A 21,810-nucleotide genomic window follows, 5' to 3' on the forward strand; every position below is an offset into this window, starting at 1 on the left:
CCGAAAGCGTACCAAATTTCGCAATACGACCAGCCGCTTGGCAAAAACGGCTGGATCGAAATCGAAGTGAACGGGAAAAAGAAAAAAATCGGCATCACCCGCATTCACTTGGAAGAAGACGCCGGCAAGCTGACGCATACGGGCGACGGCTATTCGCTCGTGGATTTTAACCGCCAAGGGACGCCGCTCATCGAGATCGTCTCGGAACCAGACATCCGCTCGCCGGAAGAGGCGTACGCCTACTTGGAAAAATTAAAGGCGATCATCCAATACACGGGCGTCTCCGACTGCAAAATGGAAGAAGGATCGCTCCGCTGCGATGCCAACATTTCGCTCCGCCCGATCGGATCGGACCAATTCGGCACGAAAACGGAGTTGAAAAACTTAAACTCGTTCAACTTCGTCCGCATGGGGCTCGAGTATGAGGCGAAGCGGCAGGAGAAAATTTTGCTTTCAGGCGGCGTCATCCGCCAAGAAACGCGGCGCTTTGACGAAGCGACAAAAACGACCATCCTCATGCGCGTCAAAGAAGGTTCGGAAGACTACCGCTACTTCCCAGAGCCGGACTTGGTGATGCTCTATATTGACGACGAATGGAAAGAGCGCGTCCGCGCCTCGATTCCGGAGCTGCCGGACGCCCGCCGGAAGCGGTATGTCGAAGAGTGGGGCTTGCCGGAATACGACGCCAAAGTGCTGACGCTGACCAAAGAAATGGCGGATTTCTTCGAAGCAACGGTCGCAAACGGCGCCGATCCGAAACTGGCGTCGAACTGGCTCATGGTCGAAGTATCCGGGTACTTAAACGCCGAGCAAAAAGAGCTCCATGACATCGCGTTGACGCCGGAAAGTTTGGCTGGGATGATCAAACTCATCCAAAACGGCACGATTTCGTCGAAAATCGCGAAAAAAGTGTTCAAAGAACTCGTCGAACACGGCGGCGACCCAGAGAAAATCGTCAAAGAAAAAGGGCTCGTGCAAATTTCCGACGAAGGAGCGTTGCGCAAAATTGTGCTCGAAGTGCTCGACGCCAACCCGCAGTCGGTCGAAGACTATAAAAACGGCAAAGACCGCGCGCTCGGCTTCCTTGTCGGCCAAGTGATGAAAGCGACGAAAGGACAAGCGAATCCGCCGCTTGTCAATAAGCTGTTAGTAGAGGAAATTGGAAAACGATAATGAAACAATAGGAGGCCTGCCCACCGGCAGGCTCTGTTTTCAATAAAAATTTTTGCACTATTAAAAAAATACAATTGACAAACGTTGTGATCGAATGATAGATTTTTTATAAGAAAAAACCAATTGATTTAGTAGGATATGAAATCTCGAAGGGTCAAAAAGGGGAGAGGAAACGATGAGCAATAAACAAACCTTCCGCCCGGAGACGCTCGCCATCCACGCCGGGCAAAAACCGGATGCGGAAACGGGCGCGCGGGCGGTGCCGATTTACCAAACAAGCTCGTATGTATTCCGCGACAGCGAGCACGCAGCCAATTTATTTGGCTTGAAAGAGGAAGGATACATTTACACTCGCATTATGAACCCGACGAACGACGTGTTCGAAAAACGGATCGCGGCGCTTGAAGGCGGCATTGGAGCGCTTGCGCTGTCATCGGGGCAGGCGGCGGTGTTTTATTCGATCATCAACATCGCCTCGGCGGGCGATGAAATCGTCTCGTCGTCGTCCATTTACGGCGGAACGTACAACTTGTTCGCCCATACGCTGCGCAAGTTCGGCATTACGGTGAAGTTTGTCGATCCGTCTGACCCGGAAAACTTTGAGAAGGCCATCACCGACAAAACGAAAGCGTTGTTTGCGGAAACGATCGGCAACCCGAAAAACGATGTGCTTGACATTGAAGCGGTCGCCGACATCGCCCATCGCCATGCCATTCCGCTCATCGTCGACAACACGGTGGCCAGTCCATACTTATTGCGGCCGATTGAATTCGGCGCCGATATCGTCGTCCACTCAGCGACGAAGTTCATCGGCGGGCACGGCAATTCGATCGGCGGTGTGATTGTGGACAGCGGCAAGTTTGACTGGAAAGGGAGCGGCAAGTTCCCGGAGTTCACCGAACCTGATCCGAGTTATCATGGTTTGGTGTATGTGGATGCCGTCGGCGAAGCGGCGTACATCACGAAAGCACGCATTCAGCTCTTGCGCGACTTAGGAGCGGCGCTGTCGCCGTTTAACGCGTTTTTGCTGCTGCAAGGGCTGGAGACGCTCCATTTGCGGATGCAGCGTCATAGCGAAAATGCGCTCGCTGTTGCTAAGTTTTTGGAAGAGGAAGAAGCCGTCGAATCCGTCAGCTATCCAGGGCTTCCGAGCCATCCGTCACATGAACTCGCGAAAAAGTATTTGTCAAACGGGCAAGGTGCGATCGTTACGTTTGAAATCAAAGGCGGCGTCGAAGCCGGGAAAAAACTGATCGACTCGGTTAAGCTGTTCTCCCATTTGGCCAACATCGGCGATTCGAAATCGCTCATCATCCACCCGGCCAGCACAACGCACGAGCAGCTGAGCCCGGACGAACAGCTGTCCGCCGGCGTCACCCCGGGCCTTGTGCGTCTGTCCGTCGGCACGGAAGCGATCGACGACATTTTGGACGACTTGCGCCAAGCCATTCGTCAAAGCCAGACGGTGGGGGTGAAGTAGAAGCAACGAAGCGAGAACCATTTAGAAAATAGAAAGAGCGCCCTAATCGACAAACTAGGGCGCTCTTTTTTGATTTGCAGAGCAAAGCTATCTCAGAACACGCCTTCTCTGCACTTGCAAGGGAAAATCAGTACATCAGATTTTCCGGACACGGAGACTCCAGACTATCCTCGCTTGTCAAGTACGTTCCACCTGAATCCGTGATAGAAGTGTACCCGAAATGCCGGGAAACTCTCAATTATGCAGAGGCCTCTACTCTATTTCGAATGTTCACCTATTAGGTGAAGAACCGAGATGTAATATTTGGTTGATTGATCAAATTTTCTTGTGGGGGCGTGAACCCGTCTTGATCACCGATTCAAGGTTACAGTGATGCACCCATTTTGTTTTAATTTTTCGTATTTACTTCTTTTTTTTTTTTTTTGTTATAATATCCCATGGGACCGGTCCTGTATTTTAAGGTTCATCACCAAAAGATGTACTTGACTTTTAAAGACAAACATGATAGCAATGTTGCTCAAAGAGACGTGTGGTATAAAAAGGAAAAATGCTGTTTTGATTTTCTCTATCATAATCGTCTTTCTTTGTCAAGTACACTTTGTGGTGAAGAGCCTATTTTAAAATATATTAAGGGAGAGGGGATCGAATCATGAAGAAAAAACGTAAAATGGTTGCTGCTTTGCTTGCTTCTACCACATTCATTGTGGTAGGGGGAGTCAGCGCCGCATCTTATGTGACGTATGCGGGGGTTCTCCCTCGTTTTCAAGCCGATACAGAATTAGCAAGCGCCAATAAAGCGACAAACAGTAAAAGCAAAGTGGAAAATTCGGTTGTTGGGAGCGATTATAAAGCGAATATGTGGATTCAGCAAGGCTCCACGAAAGTGTCGCCAACCGCGCTGAATGTAACCGATAATGACACGCGTTATTTCACTGTCGACCAAAGCGCTGTTGGCAAAAAAGTTTCATTAGTGGCGGAAAATGCATCCTTCACTTACGTTACAGTTGATATCGCAGGCAAATTTTACCCCGACAATTGATCGATTTTATAGATATGTTCAGTCAACTTGGACAAGAGAGAGGTTTTCTTCGTCAGGGACGGTCTTCTTCAATTTCAATGAAGAAGACCGTCCTTAAACAGAAGAATTAGGAGATGATTGTATGTATATGGAATTGCTTAAACTTCTGAAAAATAAGAACTTTTATATCAGCGCAGCTTGCCTGTTGTTGCTCGTCATTGGCGCTGTCGTGTTGGGGGTGAAAGATTACCGTGAAAATGTGGAGCTGTTTGAACGAATTTACCACCACAATCCTAATGTTTCCGCCTTGGCATCGCCTCACCTTGAATGGGTTGGTCTAGGAGGCTTCCGATTTAACGTACTCTCTTCTTTATATTACTTCCTTTTTCCACTATTGTTGTCCATTCCATTGGTAGATTCGATTGATCGTGAGCGAAAGAGCGGAAATATTCATTATCAATTGACACGGATGGGAAGGGGAGTCTATTTTCGAAGGAAATTTGTGTTTTCCTATATCAGCGCTTTCTTCTTATTCCTTCTTCCTCTTGTGCTGGGAGTTGTGCTGGTGAATCTTTTGACGAACCATTGGGATTATTCGAGCTTTTCCCAGGCTTATCGGCAATTGGTCCATGGCACGTTGCCGTTGCCGGACAATTCATTTGAAGGGGAAAAGAAAAGCATTTTTTCTCCTTTATTGGAGATCTCCCCTTATTGGTATGTTCTCGCGTATTATGTCATTGGCGGGTTGTTTGCCGGTGGCTACGTTTGTCTCGGTTTAGCCTTTTCTTTATTCTTGAAAAATCGGTATTTGATCACGTTGATGCCACAAATCATTTATATGGTTTGTTGGGCAGCGCTGACCATTACCAACCAATTGGCCTGGGATCCGTTTAATTTTTTAATCCCTTCACAACCAGTGGAAGGATTGTCCTATTGGAAAATCGTCATCGTGTTTATCCTCCAATTGTTGATCGCGGTAGGGGTATTTTCATATGGAGTGAAGAAGAGTGAAGATGTTCTCTAGACAGATTGTTTTTTTTGTTTGGCAAGATTTGCTGTTGCATCGCACCGTTATCCGAATGATTTTGGGCGTCATGGCTCTGTTGATGGTGGTGAGCATCTTGCCGCTAGGAATGGTGGTAGTGGGGAAATGGCACAGCCTTAAAGATTTTATCTTGCTCTATCGGTATGAGTTTTTTCATCTGCCTGTTTTTTTATTTCTTTTAGGTTCAACACTTCAAACGAACGCGTGGGTGATTTTAAGACGATACCGCACCCGGGGACAAATCGGGCTGCATAAAGCGTTGTTGGTCGTCGTTTTGGCGGGGGGCGTGTCCCTTTGGGTTGCTGTAGCAGGAGGATTATGTACAATGTTTGTGAAATTCCTCATCTACCCCCATATGCCAAACGCCCATGCGGCTTTTTTGTACGTGCCGCATAGTGAGGATAAAAGTTCGTTTCTCTATTTTCTTGTTATGTATTTTTTCGTCACCGCGATATACGGATTGTTGTTTGTCGCATTCATTGATTTTGGGGGGAACCGCTTTTTCGCCTTCGCTGCCGTCATCATACTGGCTGTATTGGATATGTTCACGGTGCATATGCTCCCTTATTTGTTTTACATAAGTGAACAGGCGGCTCCTGTTTGGACCATCCTCGTTCTCATTGTGGTGCTGCTGCTGTTAGTCTATCTCATTTGCCTTTCGTCAAGCCGAAAAAACTATTATGTTCAGGATGATCTGTTATGAAACCGATGGATTTGGAGTTTACCTTGATCAAAATGGATATCAAAAGAATTGTCATCACCTGCCTCCTGTTCCCGCTGTTGGGCACTTTGATGTGCAGCTGGTCAGAGGCGTTTTCCTCCCAACACCTATCGGAGTTGTTCGCCCGCTTATTCGGAGCGGTGACGACCTCGAATTGGATGTATTGGCTGATGATTTGCTTCGGCTATGTGGTGTTGCTCCAAATCGTTTGGAAAAAGCGGGATCAATATTTTGAACATAAACTGTTCATTTTGTTGAGGGATACGACGTCGTATACAATGGCTAGATTGTTGGCAGGAGTTCTGTTTACAGTGGGATATGTCTTGTCGTCGTTTTTGATCACTGGCGGCTTCGGCCTCTTTGTGTCGCATATGGCGTTTTCGTTTGACCGTTCGCTCGTGCTCATGTTTGTTAGCATCGCCGTGAATTTGTATTGGCACGCCAGCGTGTGGATGTTGTTGAACGTGTATGCAACCTATCACTTGGCGAATGTTGTCATTCTCGCTTTGTTTTTTGTGGGTGTGAAGATGCCAACGCCTTTTATTCCTTTGTACTACAGCATGGCGGATCTCGTGCGGAGCAGCTCGATGTTCTGGTCGGCGTTGATGGTGGAGCTCTTGTCGATCGTTGTGTTCGGGTATTGGACGATAAAGAGAGTGAAGCATGCGGATTATATCTAGGAGGTTTTCGATATGAAGGCGATCGTCTTATCCAATGTTTCCAAAACAATCAAATCAAGGGAAGTTTTGCGCAATATCAACTTAGAGTTGGAGAGAGGCAAGATTTATGGGTTCGTCGGGCCGAACGGATCGGGAAAAACGATGTTATTCCGAGTCATCAGCGGACTTGTGAAGCCGTCCAGCGGCACGGTGGCGGTATTCGGCCAGACGTTGCACCAAGATGTATCCTTTCCGAGCGATATTTCTGTTTTGTTGGAAAAACCAGGTTTCCTTGAACAATACTCAGGATTCGATAATTTGCATTTTTTAGCCATGATTCAAAACAAAATCGGCGAGCGCGAGGTAAAAGAGGCAATCGAGCGAGTGGGGTTGGATCCGCATGATAAAAGGCCGGTGAAAGCGTACTCTCTTGGAATGAGACAAAGACTGGCCATTGCACAGTGCATCATGGAGAAGCCGCAGCTGATGCTGCTCGACGAACCAATGAATGCGTTGGATGAAAAATCGGTGGACCAAGTGTACCAAATTATTCGCGAGGAAAACAAAAGAGGCTGCACTATTTTGTTGACGTCTCACAACAAGGTGGACATTCAGTCATTATGCCATGAAGTATATTCGATGAATGAAGGGGTGATTACGGGTATGACCCATATTACGGCAGAATGACTGTCATGTGTGTAATGTCGAAATTCGCGAGGGGGTGGCCATCTTGAACAACCAACTGTGCGAAGGTGCCGCTTCCGTGTTCATGGGACAATCAAAAGATGGGATTATGGAGTGAACCAAAATAGCTCCCTGCATCCTCCTTAGGTGCAGGGAGCTTCAGTGCAGCTATTCTTTCTTCCTGAAGCCAAATTCGAATTCCCTCATCCCTCTGCTTTCGAACGCGCTGTCATGAAAAGACAAAGATGCTATCTGTTTAGTCGACACCGCCTCTTGTGCACTCCCACTATCATGGGAAGGATTCATTATAGGCAAGTGGGGGGTTCCCGTGTTTTCACATGCACCAAAATAGCCCGATTTGCTGATTTCTTCCTTCAACAGAGAGCATGACATGCTTTGAGAGAGTTCGGTACGATCTTCTCCAAAAGGTACATACCGAAACATTAGAAAAATCTTATGATTTTAATCTATTTTGAATGTGAAAATGTCTCTATCAACAAGGCATCGGTGACATGAGATTCAGGATATAGGGGATGAAATCAGTTTGTTATTCAACTGTATGGGGGGATCAAAACATGAACAAAAAGAAGATTTTGCTTGTTGATGATGATGAAGATATTTGCTGCACAATCAAGCAATATTTGGAGCTTCATCATTATCAGGTAGAAACGGTCCACAGCGGTGTAGAAGCGTTGAAGATGATAAACGACGATTTTGATTTGATTGTGTTGGATATCATGATGGAAGGAATTGACGGAATGGAGCTGTGTACAATCATTCGTGATCGGGTTGATTACCCTATTGTATTTGTTAGTGCTAAAACGCTGGAGGAAGATAAGGTTCAAGCTTTGGCGATCGGTGGAGATGATTACATCACTAAACCATTCAGCTTAAAGGAGTTAAAGGCGAGAATTGATTGCCATTTAAGAAGGGAGGAACGGATTCGTTCGAACGAGAGATATCTTTTGAGTTCTAAAAATATGACGATTGATCTTTTGGCTAACGAAGTCTTTTGTAAAGGAAAGAAATTACCGTTAACAAAAAAAGAATATGAGATTGTTAAGTTGTTGATGCTCAATAAAAAGGTTGTTTTCTCCAAAGAAAGAATCTTTGAACGAGTATGGGGGATTGACTCCGACAGCCAGTTAGACACTGTTACAGAAAGCATTAAAAATATTCGAAAGAAAATCAAGGCCGTCGATCCAGACACCTCTTATATTCAAACATTATATGGGCTCGGTTATAAATGGGATGTGACCGATGAAAAACAATAAAACGATTAAACGAGATTTTTATTTGTTAGTTGTGAAAGTTGTGCTGGCAACGGCGATTACTTCGGCCTTTACTTATATATGCATCATCTATTTGATTATGACATTAACCACCAACCATGTGGTGAAACCGACCAATTATTTCGTGAAAGATTTGGATTTGATTGAGAAAAAGGTGAAAGAAAACGAAGAAGCTATTTTCAAGGGGAGACTCATTCCCATCCATCGTTACAGCGAAAAGATAAAAGGAGAAGTTGTAGACATCAGCGGCAAGCATCTGTATGGCGATCGCGGAATTGTAGACGGTCAAGTGGATATGAGCAAAGTGATCAACCGTGAGATTGTAAAAGGAAGCTATGTGTATCGGTTCATTCCCGTTCAACATGATAACGCCATTCAGGCGGTGTATGTGTTGAAAGCGCCTTTCGGGTTTATCATTAACAATCAACATCGCTTCGGAGCCGTGTTGATTTATGCTTTGCTCCTTATTTCTCCGTTGATCTTTTTTATTGTCTATTTGATTTTCTTTACATCAAGGCTGTACAAATCATTGTTTCATAATGTCAGGTTGCTGCTTCAGGCTTCTGATCACATTGCAAGCGGGGATTTTGATTTTCAAGTCTCAGGGTTGAAAAGAAAAGAATTTATGAAAATCCAGGATTCCTTTAATACCATGATCAGTGCGCTGAAAGAAATGGTGGAACGTTTAGCCAAGACCGATGACGAACGGAGAATGATGGTATCATCGATCGCGCATGATATCCGAACCCCGTTGACGGTCATCCAAGGACAAATTGATTTGATTCAAGACTTGCGAAAGTTGGACCACTTTGATCTCACTCCCCATTTAGAGATTATTCGCAAAAACTGTGGGAAGATGACCATGTTGACAGATAATTTGTCGTTGCTCTATAAAGTGGAGAATGACCACTTCTCACTGAATGCAAAAGAAGTGGATGTAAGGCAAATCCTTGATGAGAAAAAACGAGAGATCACAACAATGGTTTATCATCAAAAATCGATCAACATTTGCTTTGATGTGAATTTGCAAAAATCATGTTACATCCTTGATGAAGCGATGTTAATGAGAGTGTTGGACAATATTTTATACAATAGCTTGCGGTTTACCAAAAGCGGAGAAATCAAGTTGGAAGTGCATGATGAAAAAGAGGGGGATGAGCGTAAAATCTATTTTCGCTGTTCCGATACCGGAACGGGGTTTAAAGAAAGCGATACGTCTTTGTTGTTCCAGCCTTTTTACCAAGATCAGCAGTATAAACATCATGTTGGATTAGGGCTGTATATTGCTAAACGAATTGTCAATCATCATGGCGGCGAAATTTGGGCATACAACAATGAAAAAGGCGGAGCGACCGTTGAATTTTATATTCAGGAGCTGGCTGATTGATCATTCCATCTCATGGCTTTTCCGCTGCTGTAGAGAATGGGGGCAGCTAAGGAGATTACGATTTCCCTAGCTGCCAGTCTCTGAGCCTTTATTTTCTTTTCGCAATGAGAAATTGGTGGTTCACCGTAACAGCCACTTCTTTGTCCGGGTTTACGCCTTTGATGCTGTATACCCAGCCAAAGTTTAAGTGAGTCCGTTTTTCGTCTTTTTGATCGGGAATGATTTCGATCTTTCGCAGTTCTTTTTTGCTCAAAATTTGATGATGCTCATTGATGGTGATCGTCTCCGTTACTTTCCCGATTGGCTTGTTCAGTTGATGTCGATCTACTCTTGCTGCCTGAATGATGTACGTTCGGCCTTGATAGTGAATTTCTTGCAAATTGTCTTTGTTCAACTCGTATTTTGGCAATTTCCGATCGATCTCCATATTTTGTGTGGCTGTCTTTTTTAAGTCGCTGACAAGTGAACAACCTCCTATAAAGAGGATTCCGACCAACATGAGGAGTAAGAGGAAGTTTTTCATCGCCACTCTGAAACCTCCTTTTTGAACATCACATTGAAAGAGAACCGTGATTGTTCATTCATGTGGTTTATTTCCTTCCCAACGATGAAACCAGACTGAACCGATGATGGTCACGATGATGAAGCTTAGAAGGGCATAGGTCATTCCTTCCCACAATGATAGCGAATAGGAATTGAACAACTGCGCCCCCAATGCTTGCTTTACTTCGGGCATCATCAAAATCGGAAATTGTGAGAGGCGAACACCCCAAGCCCAAGGAACATAGCTCCATATATGATCGCCTAAGGACGTTGCGCCAATAAGGGCGGAAATGAGAAATCCGCCGCTCCCGATGGCAATCGATGCTCCCATTCCAAAGGCAAGGCTGATGAACAGATGCAAGGAAAAAAGGATCAGTGAGCCCACGATGGAGAGCAGGGCTCCTTGCAAAAATAAGTGATCATGAATGGGCGCGACGTTGAGTACGTATTTCATTCCAAAGAGCATAACCATCGTCGCCAGCAAGATATCCGCGCATGCGATGAAGATGAGCAGCGTGAGTTTGCCAACATACCATTTGATTTTGGATACAGGGCCGGCCAAGATGTTCATGAAATTTCCTGCTTTTTCTTCTTGATAGGACATCAGTCCGGTAAGCAAGGAGATGATGATCGGCAAGGAAACGGTCATCACTTCGAAAAAACCTTGGTAGATTTTCACCTGCCAAAACACGGAATGTCGGTAGTGCGAAAAATACCATACCATAAAGAGCGGATACAGGATTGGTATGATGATGACCATGATCCGAACTGCTGTGCGTTTCGTTTTGATCCATTCGGATGACAGAAGGCGAAGAAACGACATGTCAATGCACTTCCTTTCGCGAAAACCAAACGGCGGTTAGAAAAGATAACAACAGAAACATGACAAGGGCAATCGTTAGGCCTATTGGAATGACAGAAGGATCCAATAGCGGATTCCCTTTTTCCAAAGGAACGCCGTTCGGATGAACCCCGACGATCGGGCACATCATCCTCATTCCCCAGCTCCATGGAATGAACAGCCAGTAAGGCTGTGCAGCCATGACGACCCCTAAGGCGAGGCCGATGACACTGACAAGGATCGAGGCTGCCATCCCGAACCGCTCGGCGATAAATAATCCGATCGGGATATAGGCTAAAGAACTCATCCAAATGACCAAGCTGGCAAACACCGCGACCGTAGCGGATGAGAGGCTGTTGGGCAAAAACCATTTCAATAAAACAAGCAGGACGATCAGCTCGATAGTGGAGAGCAACATATAATAGGCGATGACGGCGATTTTGCTCCACCATAGGCGCACAATGCTAATGTCGAGACAACGCAACGCTTTATCGTTTCCTGACTTTTTCTCCCTTGACACTGAAAGGGAAGCAGTCAAGGCCGTTCCAATGGGAACAAAAATCAACGGCCACCAATTAAATACCGTGTATTCAAAATAATGGCGCGTTGAATTCATGGTTGGCATGGTGATCATGGCATACAGGACAAAGAAAAGCGGAGCGATGAATACAAGTTTTTTGGCAAACGTTCGCTTGTATTTTAAGTGTTCTGACTGGAACATATTGAGCATGACTCCCATCCTCCTTCATTGCTTGTTCACGACATCGATGAAGAGTTTTTCGAGATCTTGACTCTCGTCTATTTTCCCCTCGTACCTGAGTTTCCCGTTTTGAATAATGCCAATGTAATCGGCTAATTGTTTGACTTCGGACAAAATATGGCTCGATAGGATGACGGTGATCCCGTTTTCGGCAAACGATTTAATGAGTTTTCGCAAGTCCTGGATGCCTAATGGATCCAATCCGTTTGTCGGTTCATCGAGAATGAGCAGTTTTGGATGGTCTAAAAGAGCTTTGGCAATTCCTAGCCTTTGCTTCATGCCAAGGGAAAATTGAGATGCTTTCTTTTTCCCCGTATTTTCTAAGCCGACGATGTTCAAAACTTCTTGGATTCGCGAGTCGGGCAAATGAAGCAATTTGGCGTGAACGAGTAAATTCTCATAGGCTGTTAAATTGCCGTAAAGAGCCGGGGATTCGATCAGTGCGCCGATATCTTTCAGGACTTTTCTGCTCCAAGGATGGCCGTTGATGACGATTTCCCCTTTTGTGGGACGCAACAGCCCTGTCAGCATTTTTAAAAGAGTGGATTTTCCCGCTCCATTTGGCCCGAGCAATCCATAAATGGTATGTTTCTTGACTTTTATGGATACATCATCCACCGCGAGTTGTTTCCCAAATGCTTTGCTTATATGACGGGTTTCTAACATATACTCTTCCATGTTCATTCTCCTTTCATAATGGGAACATGCTAGGCGGTTCTTGACTGGCATAAGCGCAAGAATAGGACTGTTAGATCCGTGCTATTCTCATATTAATGACTCAATCTAATGTTTTTATAAGAAAAGAACACATGGATGATGTTTTTTACCAGACTTGTCACAATTTTCGACAAGTCTTTTTATTTTTCAGGAAGGAATTTCATTGAATTTGTCCAATATTATTTGTAAATATTTGTGCAAGGTGCGATAGGATGAGTGAAAAAGAAAAAATAGCGAAACAAATGAAAGAAATCGTGGAACAATTTATGTCGGAACCGCAACTGAAAGCGCACATGCTCTTGGCAATCGAGCAACATATGAAAGAGAGCGATTTGTTGTTTGGGCGGTTGGCTTATTTGCATTATGACTTGTTTTCGATACAAGGAGATCACTCAACATATATCGCAGCGGCTATTGAATTGATCGTGCTTGCTGGGGATTTATTTGATGATATAGTCGATCAAGATCGTTTCGAGGATACAGCTATTCCTCTTCATATTGCGATCGGGTTCTTGCTGCTTGGTCAGCAAGCGATTGCGAATGTACCGATTTCTAGTAATAAAAAATTAAAGGCACTGTCATATGTTACGTCTTGCTTGTTGCAAAGTGTACACGGACAACAGCTTGATGTGGGGTGTGACGTACAAACAGAGGCAGATTATTTAAAAATGGTAGAGAAAAAATCAGGCTCTCTTGTTGCGATGGCTTGTGTCATCGGAGCATTATTAGCAGGAAATGAGGACATCGCAGCGATTGAAACATATGCTTCCTACATCGGCATCGCGGCACAAATCGACAATGATCTTGATGCGCTATACAACTGGGATAAAAAAGCGGATATTCAAGCAAAGAAAAAGTCGCTTCCGATTTTGTATATGCTAGAAAGCAAACAAAATAACTTGTGGAAGCAGTATTTCAACAACGATATAGACTACGATCGGATGTATGTCCAAAAAGAAAAAGCACTTCAGCAAATGGAACAGGAAGGAGCGTTTTATTATGCTAAAGTGATAAGCCAGATTTACAAGGAAAAGGCTTTGCAAGAAATCGAGAAACTGGATGTAGACGATAGGTACAAATCCGTACTGAAAACAATGATTTTGTAATGTTGGAGGGAGATCTGCGATGCAAGAAATCATTCGCTTTTTAGTAGAACATCCAGAAGTCATCGAAAAATTACAAAATGGTACGGTGAGCTTGATCGGTTTAAGTGAGTTAGAGGTAAAAGCGGTTGTAAAGGTATTTAGTGAATCGACGGAGCTGCTTGGATATTGGAAGTAGGTAAAGATGAATCGAACAGTCATTGCGATGGTTGTTGCTTTGATTGCAGCGCTATATTTAACCATTTTAAATGTTAGGCATCCATTGATTGGTATGGATGTAATAGAAAACAAGAATGGTGATATTATTGTTAATGATATTTACGAGTTTGGTTGGGCAAAAAAACATGGTATTCATATTCATGATCAAGTGCTGAAAGTGGATGGAAAGCCTCCGCTCTCCCATTTTACTGTACGGGAATACAAAACAATTGAACAAGCGAAAACAATAACAATTCAGAGAGAAAATCAAATCCAAACATTGACGGTTGACTATCAATCGCATGGAACGGAACAATGGCTGTATTATATTGCCTTGCCGGCGGGTTTTTTTCTATTCGCTGTTAGTTTAAGCATTTTTTTGCTTCGTCTGCGGCCGAATGACAAATCGGCAACCGTGCTGATCTATTTTTTATTATTGACAGGGATTTGTTATATCAGTGCCAGCTTATCAGCGAAATATGCACCGTTTGGGCGGCAAATATTTAACGGTATATTTTTCATATTGCCTGCCGTCTTTTTGCATTTCGTTTATCATTATTTTGAAAAAGAAAAGAAAGTATGGTTTGCGAAAAAAATCGTCTTTTCTCTTTATGGTTTTAACTTTGTGATGTTTATTATTTCACTGATGTCTATATCGTTTCGTTCGATAAGTGAAGTGGAAGTGCTATTGACGACATTTTTTATCAACATGGTCATCATTCTCGCTTTGTTAGGAAAAGGATTCGTTTATTTTAAAAAAGATGAACAGCGACATACGGTTAAAGGGGTGTTTTTCGCAATTGGGTTATCTGCCGCACCATTTGTTTTATTTTATGATCTCCCCGTTCTAATCATTGGAAAATGGGTACTACCAGCTGAATTAACCGTTACTTCGTTTTTTGTGTTGCCTTCCGTCTTTCTTTATTTGATTTGTACGGATCGGCTATTTCGATTGCAGTTTTCCATCAATCACTTTGTATACTATGCTCTTTTATCATTATTTCCGGCTTTTCTTGTTACATTGCTTTATGCCAAATTTGTTCATGAAGCAAGGAGATTTGCTGAACTCACTTTGTTGTTTTTACTGATTTATGTAATCAATATCCTTGTTCTCTATTCAAAAGGATATTTTGATCGAACATTAAGAACGAAGTTATATGTACAAAAAAACTTTTATCAAGAAAGTATATATCGAATCGGTGAAGCATTAAAAAAACAAAGAAATATGCAAGAAGTCATCCAATGCTTGGAAAAAGAAGTGAGGGAAGTATTAGATATAGAGAATCTGGCTTTTGTACAATTGGCGGTCCAAAATAGGCAAGCCCCTTTTCATTGCGATGAAAAAGAGTGGATGAAGTTAATCAAAAAGATGGATGGTCAACCACTTTCGATTGGAAAAATGATTGAAAATAAGCGTTTGTTTGCGGTTTTTGTAGGCTCATTCCGACAAAGTCCTTTACTATTGATAGGAAAAAAGAAACATTCCATTCCATTTCGGGCAGAACAAAAAGATTGGCTATCCACCATTGTCTATTATGCCAGCATCACGATTGAAAATATGTTAAAAGTAGAGGATTTCATCAAAGAGTTAGACAGCTTAAAGGAAAGAAGCCATTCTGTTTGGCTCACTCGTTTGATCTTTCAATGGTCGGAAAAGGAAAGAAGAAAGTTAGCCATTGATCTGCACGATACGATTCTTCAAGATTTAATTGTTTTAAAACGGAAAGTGGAGAGTTTGCGTTTTCAAAATATGCGTATGGAAGAAATGAAAAAGCAGCTAAACAATATCGAAGAAGAAATCGTAGATATGATTGATGTAACAAGAGAAACGTGCCATGAATTAAGACCGCCGTTTTTGGAACAAGTCGGATTAAGAGAAGCATTAGCCGAATTAATCAGAAGATTTCATTTGCGTTCAAATATCAAGGTGGAGTGGAATATTCATGTACCAACCAAATTAGATGAAGAACGAGAACTTGCCGTATATCGGATGATCCAAGAATTATTAAACAATGCGCTGAAACATTCGCAGGCATCGCACATTCAACTAACATTGGAGGTTCAAAATGAGGAAGTTCAACTTCATTATATTGACAATGGTATAGGTATAGACATGAAAAAATTAAATCATTATGATGGAAAGCTTGGTTTGTTTGGCATAAAAGAGCGTGTGCAAGGCTTAGGTGGAACATGCGAGATGACATCACAACTTGGCGAGGGGCTAGACATACGGATCACCATTCCATTATAAGCATAGGAAGGAGAGAAATGACTAGATGATTCACATTTTGGTTGTCGATGATCATCGTCTTGTTGGTGAAGGGACAAAGAATATGCTCGAGAGCGAACAAGATTTTCAAGTAGAACTTGTTACATCTGGCACAGAAGCGGAACAGATGATGGAACAACGTACATATGATGTGTTTTTGCTTGATTGGCGTATGCCGGATATGAGCGGTATCGAATTAAGCAGGCGGATTCTCCAAAAACAGCCAAATGCGAAAATTGTCATCTATACCGGATATGATATTGTTCCTTTTTTAAATTATTTCATTGAATCAGGCATTACAGGCTTTGTCAGTAAAACCGCATCAAGCGAGCAATTAGTGACGGCGATTCGCTGTGCGTTAAGAGATGAGGCGGTCATTCCTGTGCATGTACTGCGCCAGCTGCGGCTTTTCGAAGTGAAAGCTAGGATGGAAGAAGAGGTGGAACATATCGCGCTCGACATGTTTGAACAAAATATATTGATAGAGGTTGCCAACGGTTTAAGCAATAAAGAGATTGCAAGAAAGCACTGCATGAGCCAGCGGAGCCTAGAAAGACAGCTATCGCGTATTTTTTCAAAATTGCGTGTATCTTCTCGGATAGAAGCGGTGGAAAAAGCAAAACAATTGGGACTCATTCCAGAGCATTATATGTTGTTAACGTCCTCATCGGATGGATGAGGGCGTTTTTGTCTAGTCCGCCAAAATTGGCGTGCGCACCGCCCAAAAATGGCGGGGTTCCGACACAAGTTGGCGGTGAAAGGGGGGGAAAGTGGAGGTATAATCAGGTTGAATAGGAAAAATATTTGTAAGGGAGGAGAAACCCAAGATGAAAAAAGTCAAAAAGTTTTTAGCTGGAGGAGCATTAAGTTGCGCACTCTTAATGGGAAGTGTAAGTCTAGTAGATGCTGCTACTTACAATTATGCCTCTAACTACTTTGATTACGGGGTTTATCTTGGTGGTGGATACGGACAAACATTTGAACTTGATGGCAAAGCAAGATTTATTGGAACTCAAGCTCCGTATTATAGTAACAGTGCTTGCGGAGTCGGTTATCAAATTCGTTCAACAGACGGAACCGTTTTAAAAGTAAGTTGGAAGTATGGGGCTGGTTCTATTGATACAGGAAATGACTTGAATGGTTATAATGGGAAAAAGAAAGCATATTTAAGAAATGCATATAACGAGAGTACTCCTCAAACAGCCTCTGGAAAGTTTTATTATTAAATATTTTTTGCTTTTGCGGAGCCTATGTTTTAATATGAATAGTTTGGAAATAAAGGGGCATGATCTCTGACTAGAAAGATAGATTAAGTACTAGCTACTATGAATTGAGATCATGTCCCTTTCTTTTAGGAGCATTCCTGTTAGAAAGGTTTTCGGGGACTTGAAAGAAAAAAGCCCCTTAGTATAAATGTAGGGGTACACCAAACACCAACATCAGACCAAGGAAGACTACAAGATGAATTGTACACAAAATCGCAAAATTGAACAAGTGACAGAACAAATTTTAGTGATTGGAATGGATATTGCCAAACACAAACACTACGCAGCATGGTGGATGAACGAGGAAGAGAACTGAAAAAGCCGTTTCCTGTGTTCCAATCGCGAATCGGATTCGAACAATTCTACGTGTCGATTGAAGAAGCAAAAGAGAATTTGGCAAGACGGAGATCATCGTCGGTATTGAACCGACCGGGCATAACTGGTTGCACCTCGCCTATTTCCTCGAGGAAAGATCCCATTGGTGATGGTCAACCCGATGCACGTCAAACGGTCGAAAGAGCTTGACGACAACTTACCAAACGAAGCACGATGCCAAAGATGCCCTCGTTATCGCCAGACTAATCAAAGATGGATGCTTTAGCTATCTCCGCATTTTCCACGAGGTGAAAGCGGAATTACGGACAGGAAGCACGTTTCGAGAGTCGCTGTTCAAGGAACGGAATATCATCTACAATCAAATGATTCATTGGCTCGATCGCTATTTTCCTGAGTTTTTACAGGTGTTCCCGTCGTTTGGCAAAATGGCATTAGCGATATTAGAGAACACGCCATTTCCGGTAGATGTCGCTGATCAGACGGTCGAAGGGTTCATGGAGCGGTATCGTCAAAGAGAAGGACTCAAATGTCCGCAAAAACCGAAAATTCAAAAGCTGATAGAGGTTTCACACTATGCGATTGGGATCACGGAAGGGAAACCGATGGCCCGTATCGAAATCGCCACGCTCGTCCGCCAGTATCGCCAATTGGAACAAGAGATCACTGCTTTGACCGAAGAGTTGACGGCCCTTGTGCAAACGACCGTCGAATACGAACGGCTCTAAACGATTCCGGGACTAGGAGAGGCGACGATCATGGAGTTGTTATCGGAAATCGGAAGGACAGAAGCGAATCTCGAAGCGAGGACGAAAACGGCTGCGCGCCCTTCTCTTTCGGATGATGATGCCATTGATTTGCTATAACGAAGCGTTCCGGGCCTCACACCAGTACTATATGACACGCCCCGTCAACCCGTTGCGTAAGAAGCAATCGATCGTGGTGTTATGCAGTAAAGCTATGGAAGGTTCTATACGCGGTTTGCGTGAAACAGCAAGCGTTTAATGGAGAATGAATGATGCAAGATATCTTTTCTCCATTCCAAGCCTAGGCAGCCTAGAGCCGCCTCCTTTCGTGAAAAGAACGGTCTGAACAATCGGGTGGATGACACGGAGAAGCTGGCACACGATTTCATATTCGACTTTGAGTCCCTATAGGAGCTTAGTCGGCCTCTGCCTGATGAAGAGATCGAACGAAGGAATGTCGGCACAAGGATGCCCAGAGACATGGGAGGGTTTGTCCTCATCAGAAACGCAGCGATCCAAGGTGTAACGTATACACATACACCCTCTTAAGTAAAAAATATCCATAAGTGAACGCGAAGCGCACCATAGACGGTTATATATCAACAAATAATGAAAATGTGTGTATGGGTTTTTGTCGGAAAAAATTTTTTTGACACCCCCTGAGACGCCAAGAAACCTTGATATATGAACATTGCTAGAGGGAGTGAGAAAATATATGAGAGTATATTATATTTTCTTAGCATTATTCACGACCTTCTTTCTCGTTTCTTGTTCAAGGCAAGAAGAGCATGTAAAAATGGCAATATTCTTAAAAAGTGATTGGGATAAGTATGAAGTGTTTGCTAAGGAGTTTGAAAAAGCAAAAGGCATCAAAATTCAACTTGATTATATTTGGGATGATACTATTAAACATGATTATAAGCACCTTTGGTCTAAAATACATAGCGCTATTGAAAAAAAACTTAAGGACCAAGAGATTGATTTAATTGCAGGGGTGCCAACCCCTTATTTTGAAAAATTGATTAAAAAAAATCTGTTAACTGAATTGGATACATTTATGGTTGGACAGAGTGGAATAGATGTTAAAAATTTATACAGTCCGGTTTTAGATATTGCCAAAAAGGCTGGGAATGGACATTACTATTTTCTTTCCCCAACTTTTTCTACAAAGCTATTAGTTGTTAATCTTGATATTTTCAAGACTTTGAAGGTGCCTATTCCAGAAGAAACAGTATCTTGGGAAGAATTGGAATCTATAGCTGAAAAAATTAATCGGAAGAACCTAAATCCACATAACAGAAAAATTTATGCTATCTCATTTGGTCCTGGAGGAGAAGAAGGATTATTTATGGACTTTCAACTTCTAACCACTCCACTTGAGCTTCCACTTCAGGAGAAGGAAGAGATCTATAACCATCCGTCTTGGGGGAAATGGTTTAAATGGTTTATAACAATGCATCAAAAATATGGAGTACGTAATATGGCTGAAGACAGAGCTTTTTTTACAGGTAAAGTGGCAATGAGAATCACTTATCCTCACGAACTTCAATGGTTGTATAAAAAAGCAAGGGCAGATCTAGGACTAGGATTTAATCCAGCTAAGTTCGAATTTAGAATTTATCCAGCTCCTTATTATAGTAATAAACCAGAAATGGCTAGTATTGAAGTTCATAATATCGCATTATCTAATCAATCTGAGAAAAAGCATTTGGCTTGGGAAGTTATAAGATATGCTATGGGAAAGGACTATGCTTTATCAATAATCTATAAGGAGGGAAATACATTTGGTGGAAATTTTCCTGCATACTATGATTCAGACACTATTCGTGCCTATGAAAACTTATATCCAGGAATAGATGTAAAAAATGTATTTTATTATGGAAAACAAGGACCTTATATTAAAGAATCAATGACTCTGGAACAACTCTCTATTTTCCACGAACTAGAAAGGGAATATTTTCCTATTATACTAAATAAAAATATTTCAGTCGAAGACGGTTACAAGGAACTAAAAAGGGAATACAAGCAAAGAATAAAGGAGCTGAAGCAGTAAATGATTCGAAAAACCATCACGGTTATTCCTTTTGTCATGGCAGCTTGTCTCAAGACTTGGGATCATGTCTATGGAAATTTTCCTGGCATATCGGTCTGGATTGTGTTCATTCATATTTGTCTCAATCTATTGCCCATCTTTGTGTTTGTATGCTGGAGTGTGTCCAAGGTGCGGCAATGGAGTGGGTTGAATATGGTGATTCACGCTTGCTTTTATGTTTACTTGTTTTTTGTTTTGTATTATACGGTTTTATATATTCCTTATTGGCGCTTTATGACCCAACCAGTGCTGCCGCCAGAGGAACAGGCGTTTCCCCATTATAATTTAATCCCGTTTAAAACGATTTTGGAAACTAGCATCACTCCTGTGAATATTTGGGGAAACGTCTTGCTGTTGCTTCCGTTGGGCATCTTTGTTCCTTTGATTCATCCCTATTTTGCACGTATCAAACCGTTTCTTCTCCTTGCCTTGCTGGTTTCGAGCGGCATTGAATCCGTTCAATTTATGACAGCGTTGATGGATGGAAAATTTGCTGAATACCCTAGTGAAAGAAGCCTCGATGTTGATGATATCATTTTGAACATGAGTGGAGCCGTTATCGGTTTTGGTCTGTACAAATTACGAGGGCGAATGAAAAGCTTGATTTCTCGATCACACTGCTTGCCACCCGACCGTTGATGGCATACATGCAGTCATCAGAAATTCAACGTTGTTTGGGGGATGTCAATGATCACTTTCTTTATAAATGAAGTCAAACATCAAAGTATCGATATAGGGGATATGGACCGCTATCATTTTGAGTTTCTTCAGCCGATTTTGGAACATAAACGCTTTGTCTTCCTTGGGGAGAGCAGCCATTGCGTCAAAGAATACAGTCTAGCAAAAGTGAGCCTGATTAAATATCTTCATGAAGAATTGGGGTTTCATGTACTTGCCTTTGAAAGCGAATTGGGACCATGTATGATCGGCGATTATCTGTCTGATCAACTTGATTCTAAACGTTTTATGGCGGGTACCATTGGGCGTGTGTGGCAAAATGAATTTGTCCTTGGATTATTTGACTATATGAAAAAAATGAAGCAGGAGCGGCCGCTGTATTTTACGGGTGTGGATGTTTATCAAGGAAAAAAGGAGAATTTGTTTTCGGAATTCCTCGAGTCTTATTTAACGGGTCCGACCAAACAGAAGTTTGTCGATTTTGAAAAGCGGGCGATCGAGGTTTTGATTGCAGCCGATAAACGGAAAATCAAGCGTTCAATGCGTCAAAATATAAGGGAAGAGATGGAAAGTAAGGGCATGGAATTGATTGAGGAACTCAAACAGCATTGTTTTCCGGGCAGCAAGATTTATAAAATTGTCCTCCGGACGATGGAAAATAGATTAAATTATTTGAAAGCAACTTTAGAAAAAAGTTTCTCGAAACTTTTTGAGTATCGGGATGCATTGATGGCAAAAAACCTAGAATTTTTAGCAAAGGAAATATACCCAAATGAAAAATTTATCATTTGGGCACATAACTCACA

At 42.7% G+C, this 21,810-nt stretch carries 21 protein-coding genes and 1 pseudogene; 18 read left to right on the forward strand and 4 right to left on the reverse strand.

The window, feature by feature from the left end; all coding sequences use genetic code 11:
• The 9 genes from gatB to GZ1_RS14345 all read left to right on the forward strand — a co-directional run.
• A partial coding sequence (gatB, locus tag GZ1_RS14305) for an Asp-tRNA(Asn)/Glu-tRNA(Gln) amidotransferase subunit GatB (RefSeq protein ID WP_060788741.1) occupies positions 1-1,173 on the forward strand: 1,173 nt, incomplete at its 5' end.
• A gap of 175 nt (positions 1,174-1,348) precedes the next feature.
• On the forward strand, positions 1,349-2,653 hold the full coding sequence (locus GZ1_RS14310; protein ID WP_060788742.1) for a homocysteine synthase: 1,305 nt from the start codon (positions 1,349-1,351) through the stop codon (positions 2,651-2,653).
• A 649-nt stretch (positions 2,654-3,302) separates the two neighbouring features.
• Positions 3,303-3,692, forward strand: a complete 390-nt coding sequence (locus GZ1_RS14315; protein ID WP_013144153.1) for a hypothetical protein — start codon at positions 3,303-3,305, stop codon at positions 3,690-3,692.
• 121 nt (positions 3,693-3,813) lie between these two features.
• On the forward strand, positions 3,814-4,695 hold the full coding sequence (locus tag GZ1_RS14320; RefSeq protein ID WP_060788743.1) for an NADH dehydrogenase: 882 nt from the start codon (positions 3,814-3,816) through the stop codon (positions 4,693-4,695).
• Positions 4,679-5,419 carry a hypothetical protein gene (locus GZ1_RS14325; RefSeq protein ID WP_060788744.1) on the forward strand — a complete coding sequence of 247 codons (741 nt, stop codon included), beginning with the start codon at positions 4,679-4,681 and terminating at the stop codon, positions 5,417-5,419. Before GZ1_RS14320 ends, GZ1_RS14325 begins: the two co-directional genes overlap by 17 nt.
• Positions 5,416-6,117 (forward strand): hypothetical protein, encoded by a 702-nt coding sequence (locus GZ1_RS14330; RefSeq protein ID WP_055357787.1) that lies wholly within the window; start codon positions 5,416-5,418, stop codon positions 6,115-6,117. Before GZ1_RS14325 ends, GZ1_RS14330 begins: the two co-directional genes overlap by 4 nt.
• A 12-nt stretch (positions 6,118-6,129) precedes the next feature.
• Positions 6,130-6,783, forward strand: a complete 654-nt coding sequence (gene ccmA / locus GZ1_RS14335) for a heme ABC exporter ATP-binding protein CcmA (RefSeq protein ID WP_033016660.1) — start codon at positions 6,130-6,132, stop codon at positions 6,781-6,783.
• 572 nt (positions 6,784-7,355) lie between these two features.
• Complete coding sequence (locus tag GZ1_RS14340; protein ID WP_060788745.1) at positions 7,356-8,054, forward strand: response regulator transcription factor; 699 nt, start codon at positions 7,356-7,358, stop codon at positions 8,052-8,054.
• Complete coding sequence (locus tag GZ1_RS14345; RefSeq protein ID WP_013144159.1) at positions 8,041-9,459, forward strand: HAMP domain-containing sensor histidine kinase; 1,419 nt, start codon at positions 8,041-8,043, stop codon at positions 9,457-9,459. The genes GZ1_RS14340 and GZ1_RS14345 overlap by 14 nt, the downstream gene beginning before the upstream one ends.
• A gap of 88 nt (positions 9,460-9,547) precedes the next feature.
• Here the strand turns inward: GZ1_RS14345 and GZ1_RS14350 are convergent, their stop codons facing one another.
• From GZ1_RS14350 to GZ1_RS14365, 4 genes are read right to left on the reverse strand one after another with little or no spacing between them, the layout of a single operon-like run.
• Positions 9,548-9,982, reverse strand: coding sequence for a NisI/SpaI family lantibiotic immunity lipoprotein (locus tag GZ1_RS14350; protein ID WP_060788756.1), 435 nt, complete (start codon positions 9,980-9,982; stop codon positions 9,548-9,550).
• A gap of 54 nt (positions 9,983-10,036) precedes the next feature.
• Positions 10,037-10,825 carry a lantibiotic immunity ABC transporter MutG family permease subunit gene (locus GZ1_RS14355; protein WP_060788746.1) on the reverse strand — a complete coding sequence of 263 codons (789 nt, stop codon included), beginning with the start codon at positions 10,823-10,825 and terminating at the stop codon, positions 10,037-10,039.
• A gap of 1 nt (position 10,826) precedes the next feature.
• A complete protein-coding gene (locus tag GZ1_RS14360; RefSeq protein WP_060788747.1) occupies positions 10,827-11,573 on the reverse strand; it encodes a lantibiotic immunity ABC transporter MutE/EpiE family permease subunit in 747 nt (248 codons plus the stop codon).
• Positions 11,574-11,588: 15 nt separating this feature from the next.
• Positions 11,589-12,281: a lantibiotic protection ABC transporter ATP-binding protein gene (locus tag GZ1_RS14365; RefSeq protein ID WP_060788748.1), complete on the reverse strand. Its 693-nt coding sequence runs from the start codon at positions 12,279-12,281 to the stop codon at positions 11,589-11,591.
• Positions 12,282-12,532: 251 nt separating this feature from the next.
• Here GZ1_RS14365 and GZ1_RS14370 point away from each other — a divergent pair, with 251 nt between their 5' ends.
• The 9 genes and pseudogenes from GZ1_RS14370 to GZ1_RS14410 form a co-directional block, all read left to right on the forward strand.
• Entirely contained in the window at positions 12,533-13,426 is an 894-nt protein-coding gene (locus GZ1_RS14370; RefSeq protein WP_060788749.1) for a polyprenyl synthetase family protein, read from the forward strand.
• 19 nt (positions 13,427-13,445) lie between these two features.
• Positions 13,446-13,601: a competence pheromone ComX gene (comX, locus tag GZ1_RS14375; RefSeq protein ID WP_020756635.1), complete on the forward strand. Its 156-nt coding sequence runs from the start codon at positions 13,446-13,448 to the stop codon at positions 13,599-13,601.
• 6 nt (positions 13,602-13,607) lie between these two features.
• Positions 13,608-15,872: an ATP-binding protein gene (locus GZ1_RS14380; RefSeq protein WP_060788750.1), complete on the forward strand. Its 2,265-nt coding sequence runs from the start codon at positions 13,608-13,610 to the stop codon at positions 15,870-15,872.
• 25 nt (positions 15,873-15,897) lie between these two features.
• Positions 15,898-16,569, forward strand: a complete 672-nt coding sequence (locus tag GZ1_RS14385; protein WP_060788751.1) for a response regulator transcription factor — start codon at positions 15,898-15,900, stop codon at positions 16,567-16,569.
• A gap of 148 nt (positions 16,570-16,717) precedes the next feature.
• Positions 16,718-17,116 (forward strand): hypothetical protein, encoded by a 399-nt coding sequence (locus GZ1_RS18505; protein ID WP_004889120.1) that lies wholly within the window; start codon positions 16,718-16,720, stop codon positions 17,114-17,116.
• Between the two features lie 235 nt (positions 17,117-17,351).
• Positions 17,352-18,503 (forward strand): annotated as a pseudogene (locus GZ1_RS14395) (IS110 family RNA-guided transposase).
• Positions 18,504-18,949: 446 nt separating this feature from the next.
• Entirely contained in the window at positions 18,950-20,287 is a 1,338-nt protein-coding gene (locus GZ1_RS14400) for an ABC transporter substrate-binding protein (protein WP_060788753.1), read from the forward strand.
• Positions 20,288-20,965, forward strand: a complete 678-nt coding sequence (locus GZ1_RS14405) for a VanZ family protein (protein WP_060788754.1) — start codon at positions 20,288-20,290, stop codon at positions 20,963-20,965. It begins immediately after the preceding gene.
• 48 nt (positions 20,966-21,013) lie between these two features.
• Positions 21,014-21,810: erythromycin esterase family protein (locus GZ1_RS14410; protein WP_060788755.1), on the forward strand; the 797-nt coding region annotated here is incomplete at its 3' end.

Origin of the sequence: Geobacillus zalihae NBRC 101842, assembly GCF_001544135.1 — a bacterium.
GTDB classification, from domain to species: domain Bacteria; phylum Bacillota; class Bacilli; order Bacillales; family Anoxybacillaceae; genus Geobacillus; species Geobacillus zalihae.

What these genes read in the sequence shown, in the direction of transcription:
- GZ1_RS14310 (WP_060788742.1), top strand. Translation starts at nt 1,349, where the DNA reads ATGAGCAATAAACAAACCTTCCGCCCGGAGACGCTCGCCATCCACGCC.
- GZ1_RS14315 (WP_013144153.1), top strand. Translation starts at nt 3,303, where the DNA reads ATGAAGAAAAAACGTAAAATGGTTGCTGCTTTGCTTGCTTCTACCACA.
- GZ1_RS14320 (WP_060788743.1), top strand. Translation starts at nt 3,814, where the DNA reads ATGTATATGGAATTGCTTAAACTTCTGAAAAATAAGAACTTTTATATC.
- GZ1_RS14330 (WP_055357787.1), top strand. Translation starts at nt 5,416, where the DNA reads ATGAAACCGATGGATTTGGAGTTTACCTTGATCAAAATGGATATCAAA.
- ccmA (WP_033016660.1), top strand. Translation starts at nt 6,130, where the DNA reads ATGAAGGCGATCGTCTTATCCAATGTTTCCAAAACAATCAAATCAAGG.
- GZ1_RS14340 (WP_060788745.1), top strand. Translation starts at nt 7,356, where the DNA reads ATGAACAAAAAGAAGATTTTGCTTGTTGATGATGATGAAGATATTTGC.
- GZ1_RS14345 (WP_013144159.1), top strand. Translation starts at nt 8,041, where the DNA reads ATGAAAAACAATAAAACGATTAAACGAGATTTTTATTTGTTAGTTGTG.
- GZ1_RS14350 (WP_060788756.1), bottom strand. Translation starts at nt 9,982, where the DNA reads ATGAAAAACTTCCTCTTACTCCTCATGTTGGTCGGAATCCTCTTTATA.
- GZ1_RS14355 (WP_060788746.1), bottom strand. Translation starts at nt 10,825, where the DNA reads ATGTCGTTTCTTCGCCTTCTGTCATCCGAATGGATCAAAACGAAACGC.
- GZ1_RS14360 (WP_060788747.1), bottom strand. Translation starts at nt 11,573, where the DNA reads ATGCTCAATATGTTCCAGTCAGAACACTTAAAATACAAGCGAACGTTT.
- GZ1_RS14365 (WP_060788748.1), bottom strand. Translation starts at nt 12,281, where the DNA reads ATGGAAGAGTATATGTTAGAAACCCGTCATATAAGCAAAGCATTTGGG.
- GZ1_RS14370 (WP_060788749.1), top strand. Translation starts at nt 12,533, where the DNA reads ATGAGTGAAAAAGAAAAAATAGCGAAACAAATGAAAGAAATCGTGGAA.
- comX (WP_020756635.1), top strand. Translation starts at nt 13,446, where the DNA reads ATGCAAGAAATCATTCGCTTTTTAGTAGAACATCCAGAAGTCATCGAA.
- GZ1_RS14380 (WP_060788750.1), top strand. Translation starts at nt 13,608, where the DNA reads ATGAATCGAACAGTCATTGCGATGGTTGTTGCTTTGATTGCAGCGCTA.
- GZ1_RS14385 (WP_060788751.1), top strand. Translation starts at nt 15,898, where the DNA reads ATGATTCACATTTTGGTTGTCGATGATCATCGTCTTGTTGGTGAAGGG.
- GZ1_RS18505 (WP_004889120.1), top strand. Translation starts at nt 16,718, where the DNA reads ATGAAAAAAGTCAAAAAGTTTTTAGCTGGAGGAGCATTAAGTTGCGCA.
- GZ1_RS14400 (WP_060788753.1), top strand. Translation starts at nt 18,950, where the DNA reads ATGAGAGTATATTATATTTTCTTAGCATTATTCACGACCTTCTTTCTC.
- GZ1_RS14405 (WP_060788754.1), top strand. Translation starts at nt 20,288, where the DNA reads ATGATTCGAAAAACCATCACGGTTATTCCTTTTGTCATGGCAGCTTGT.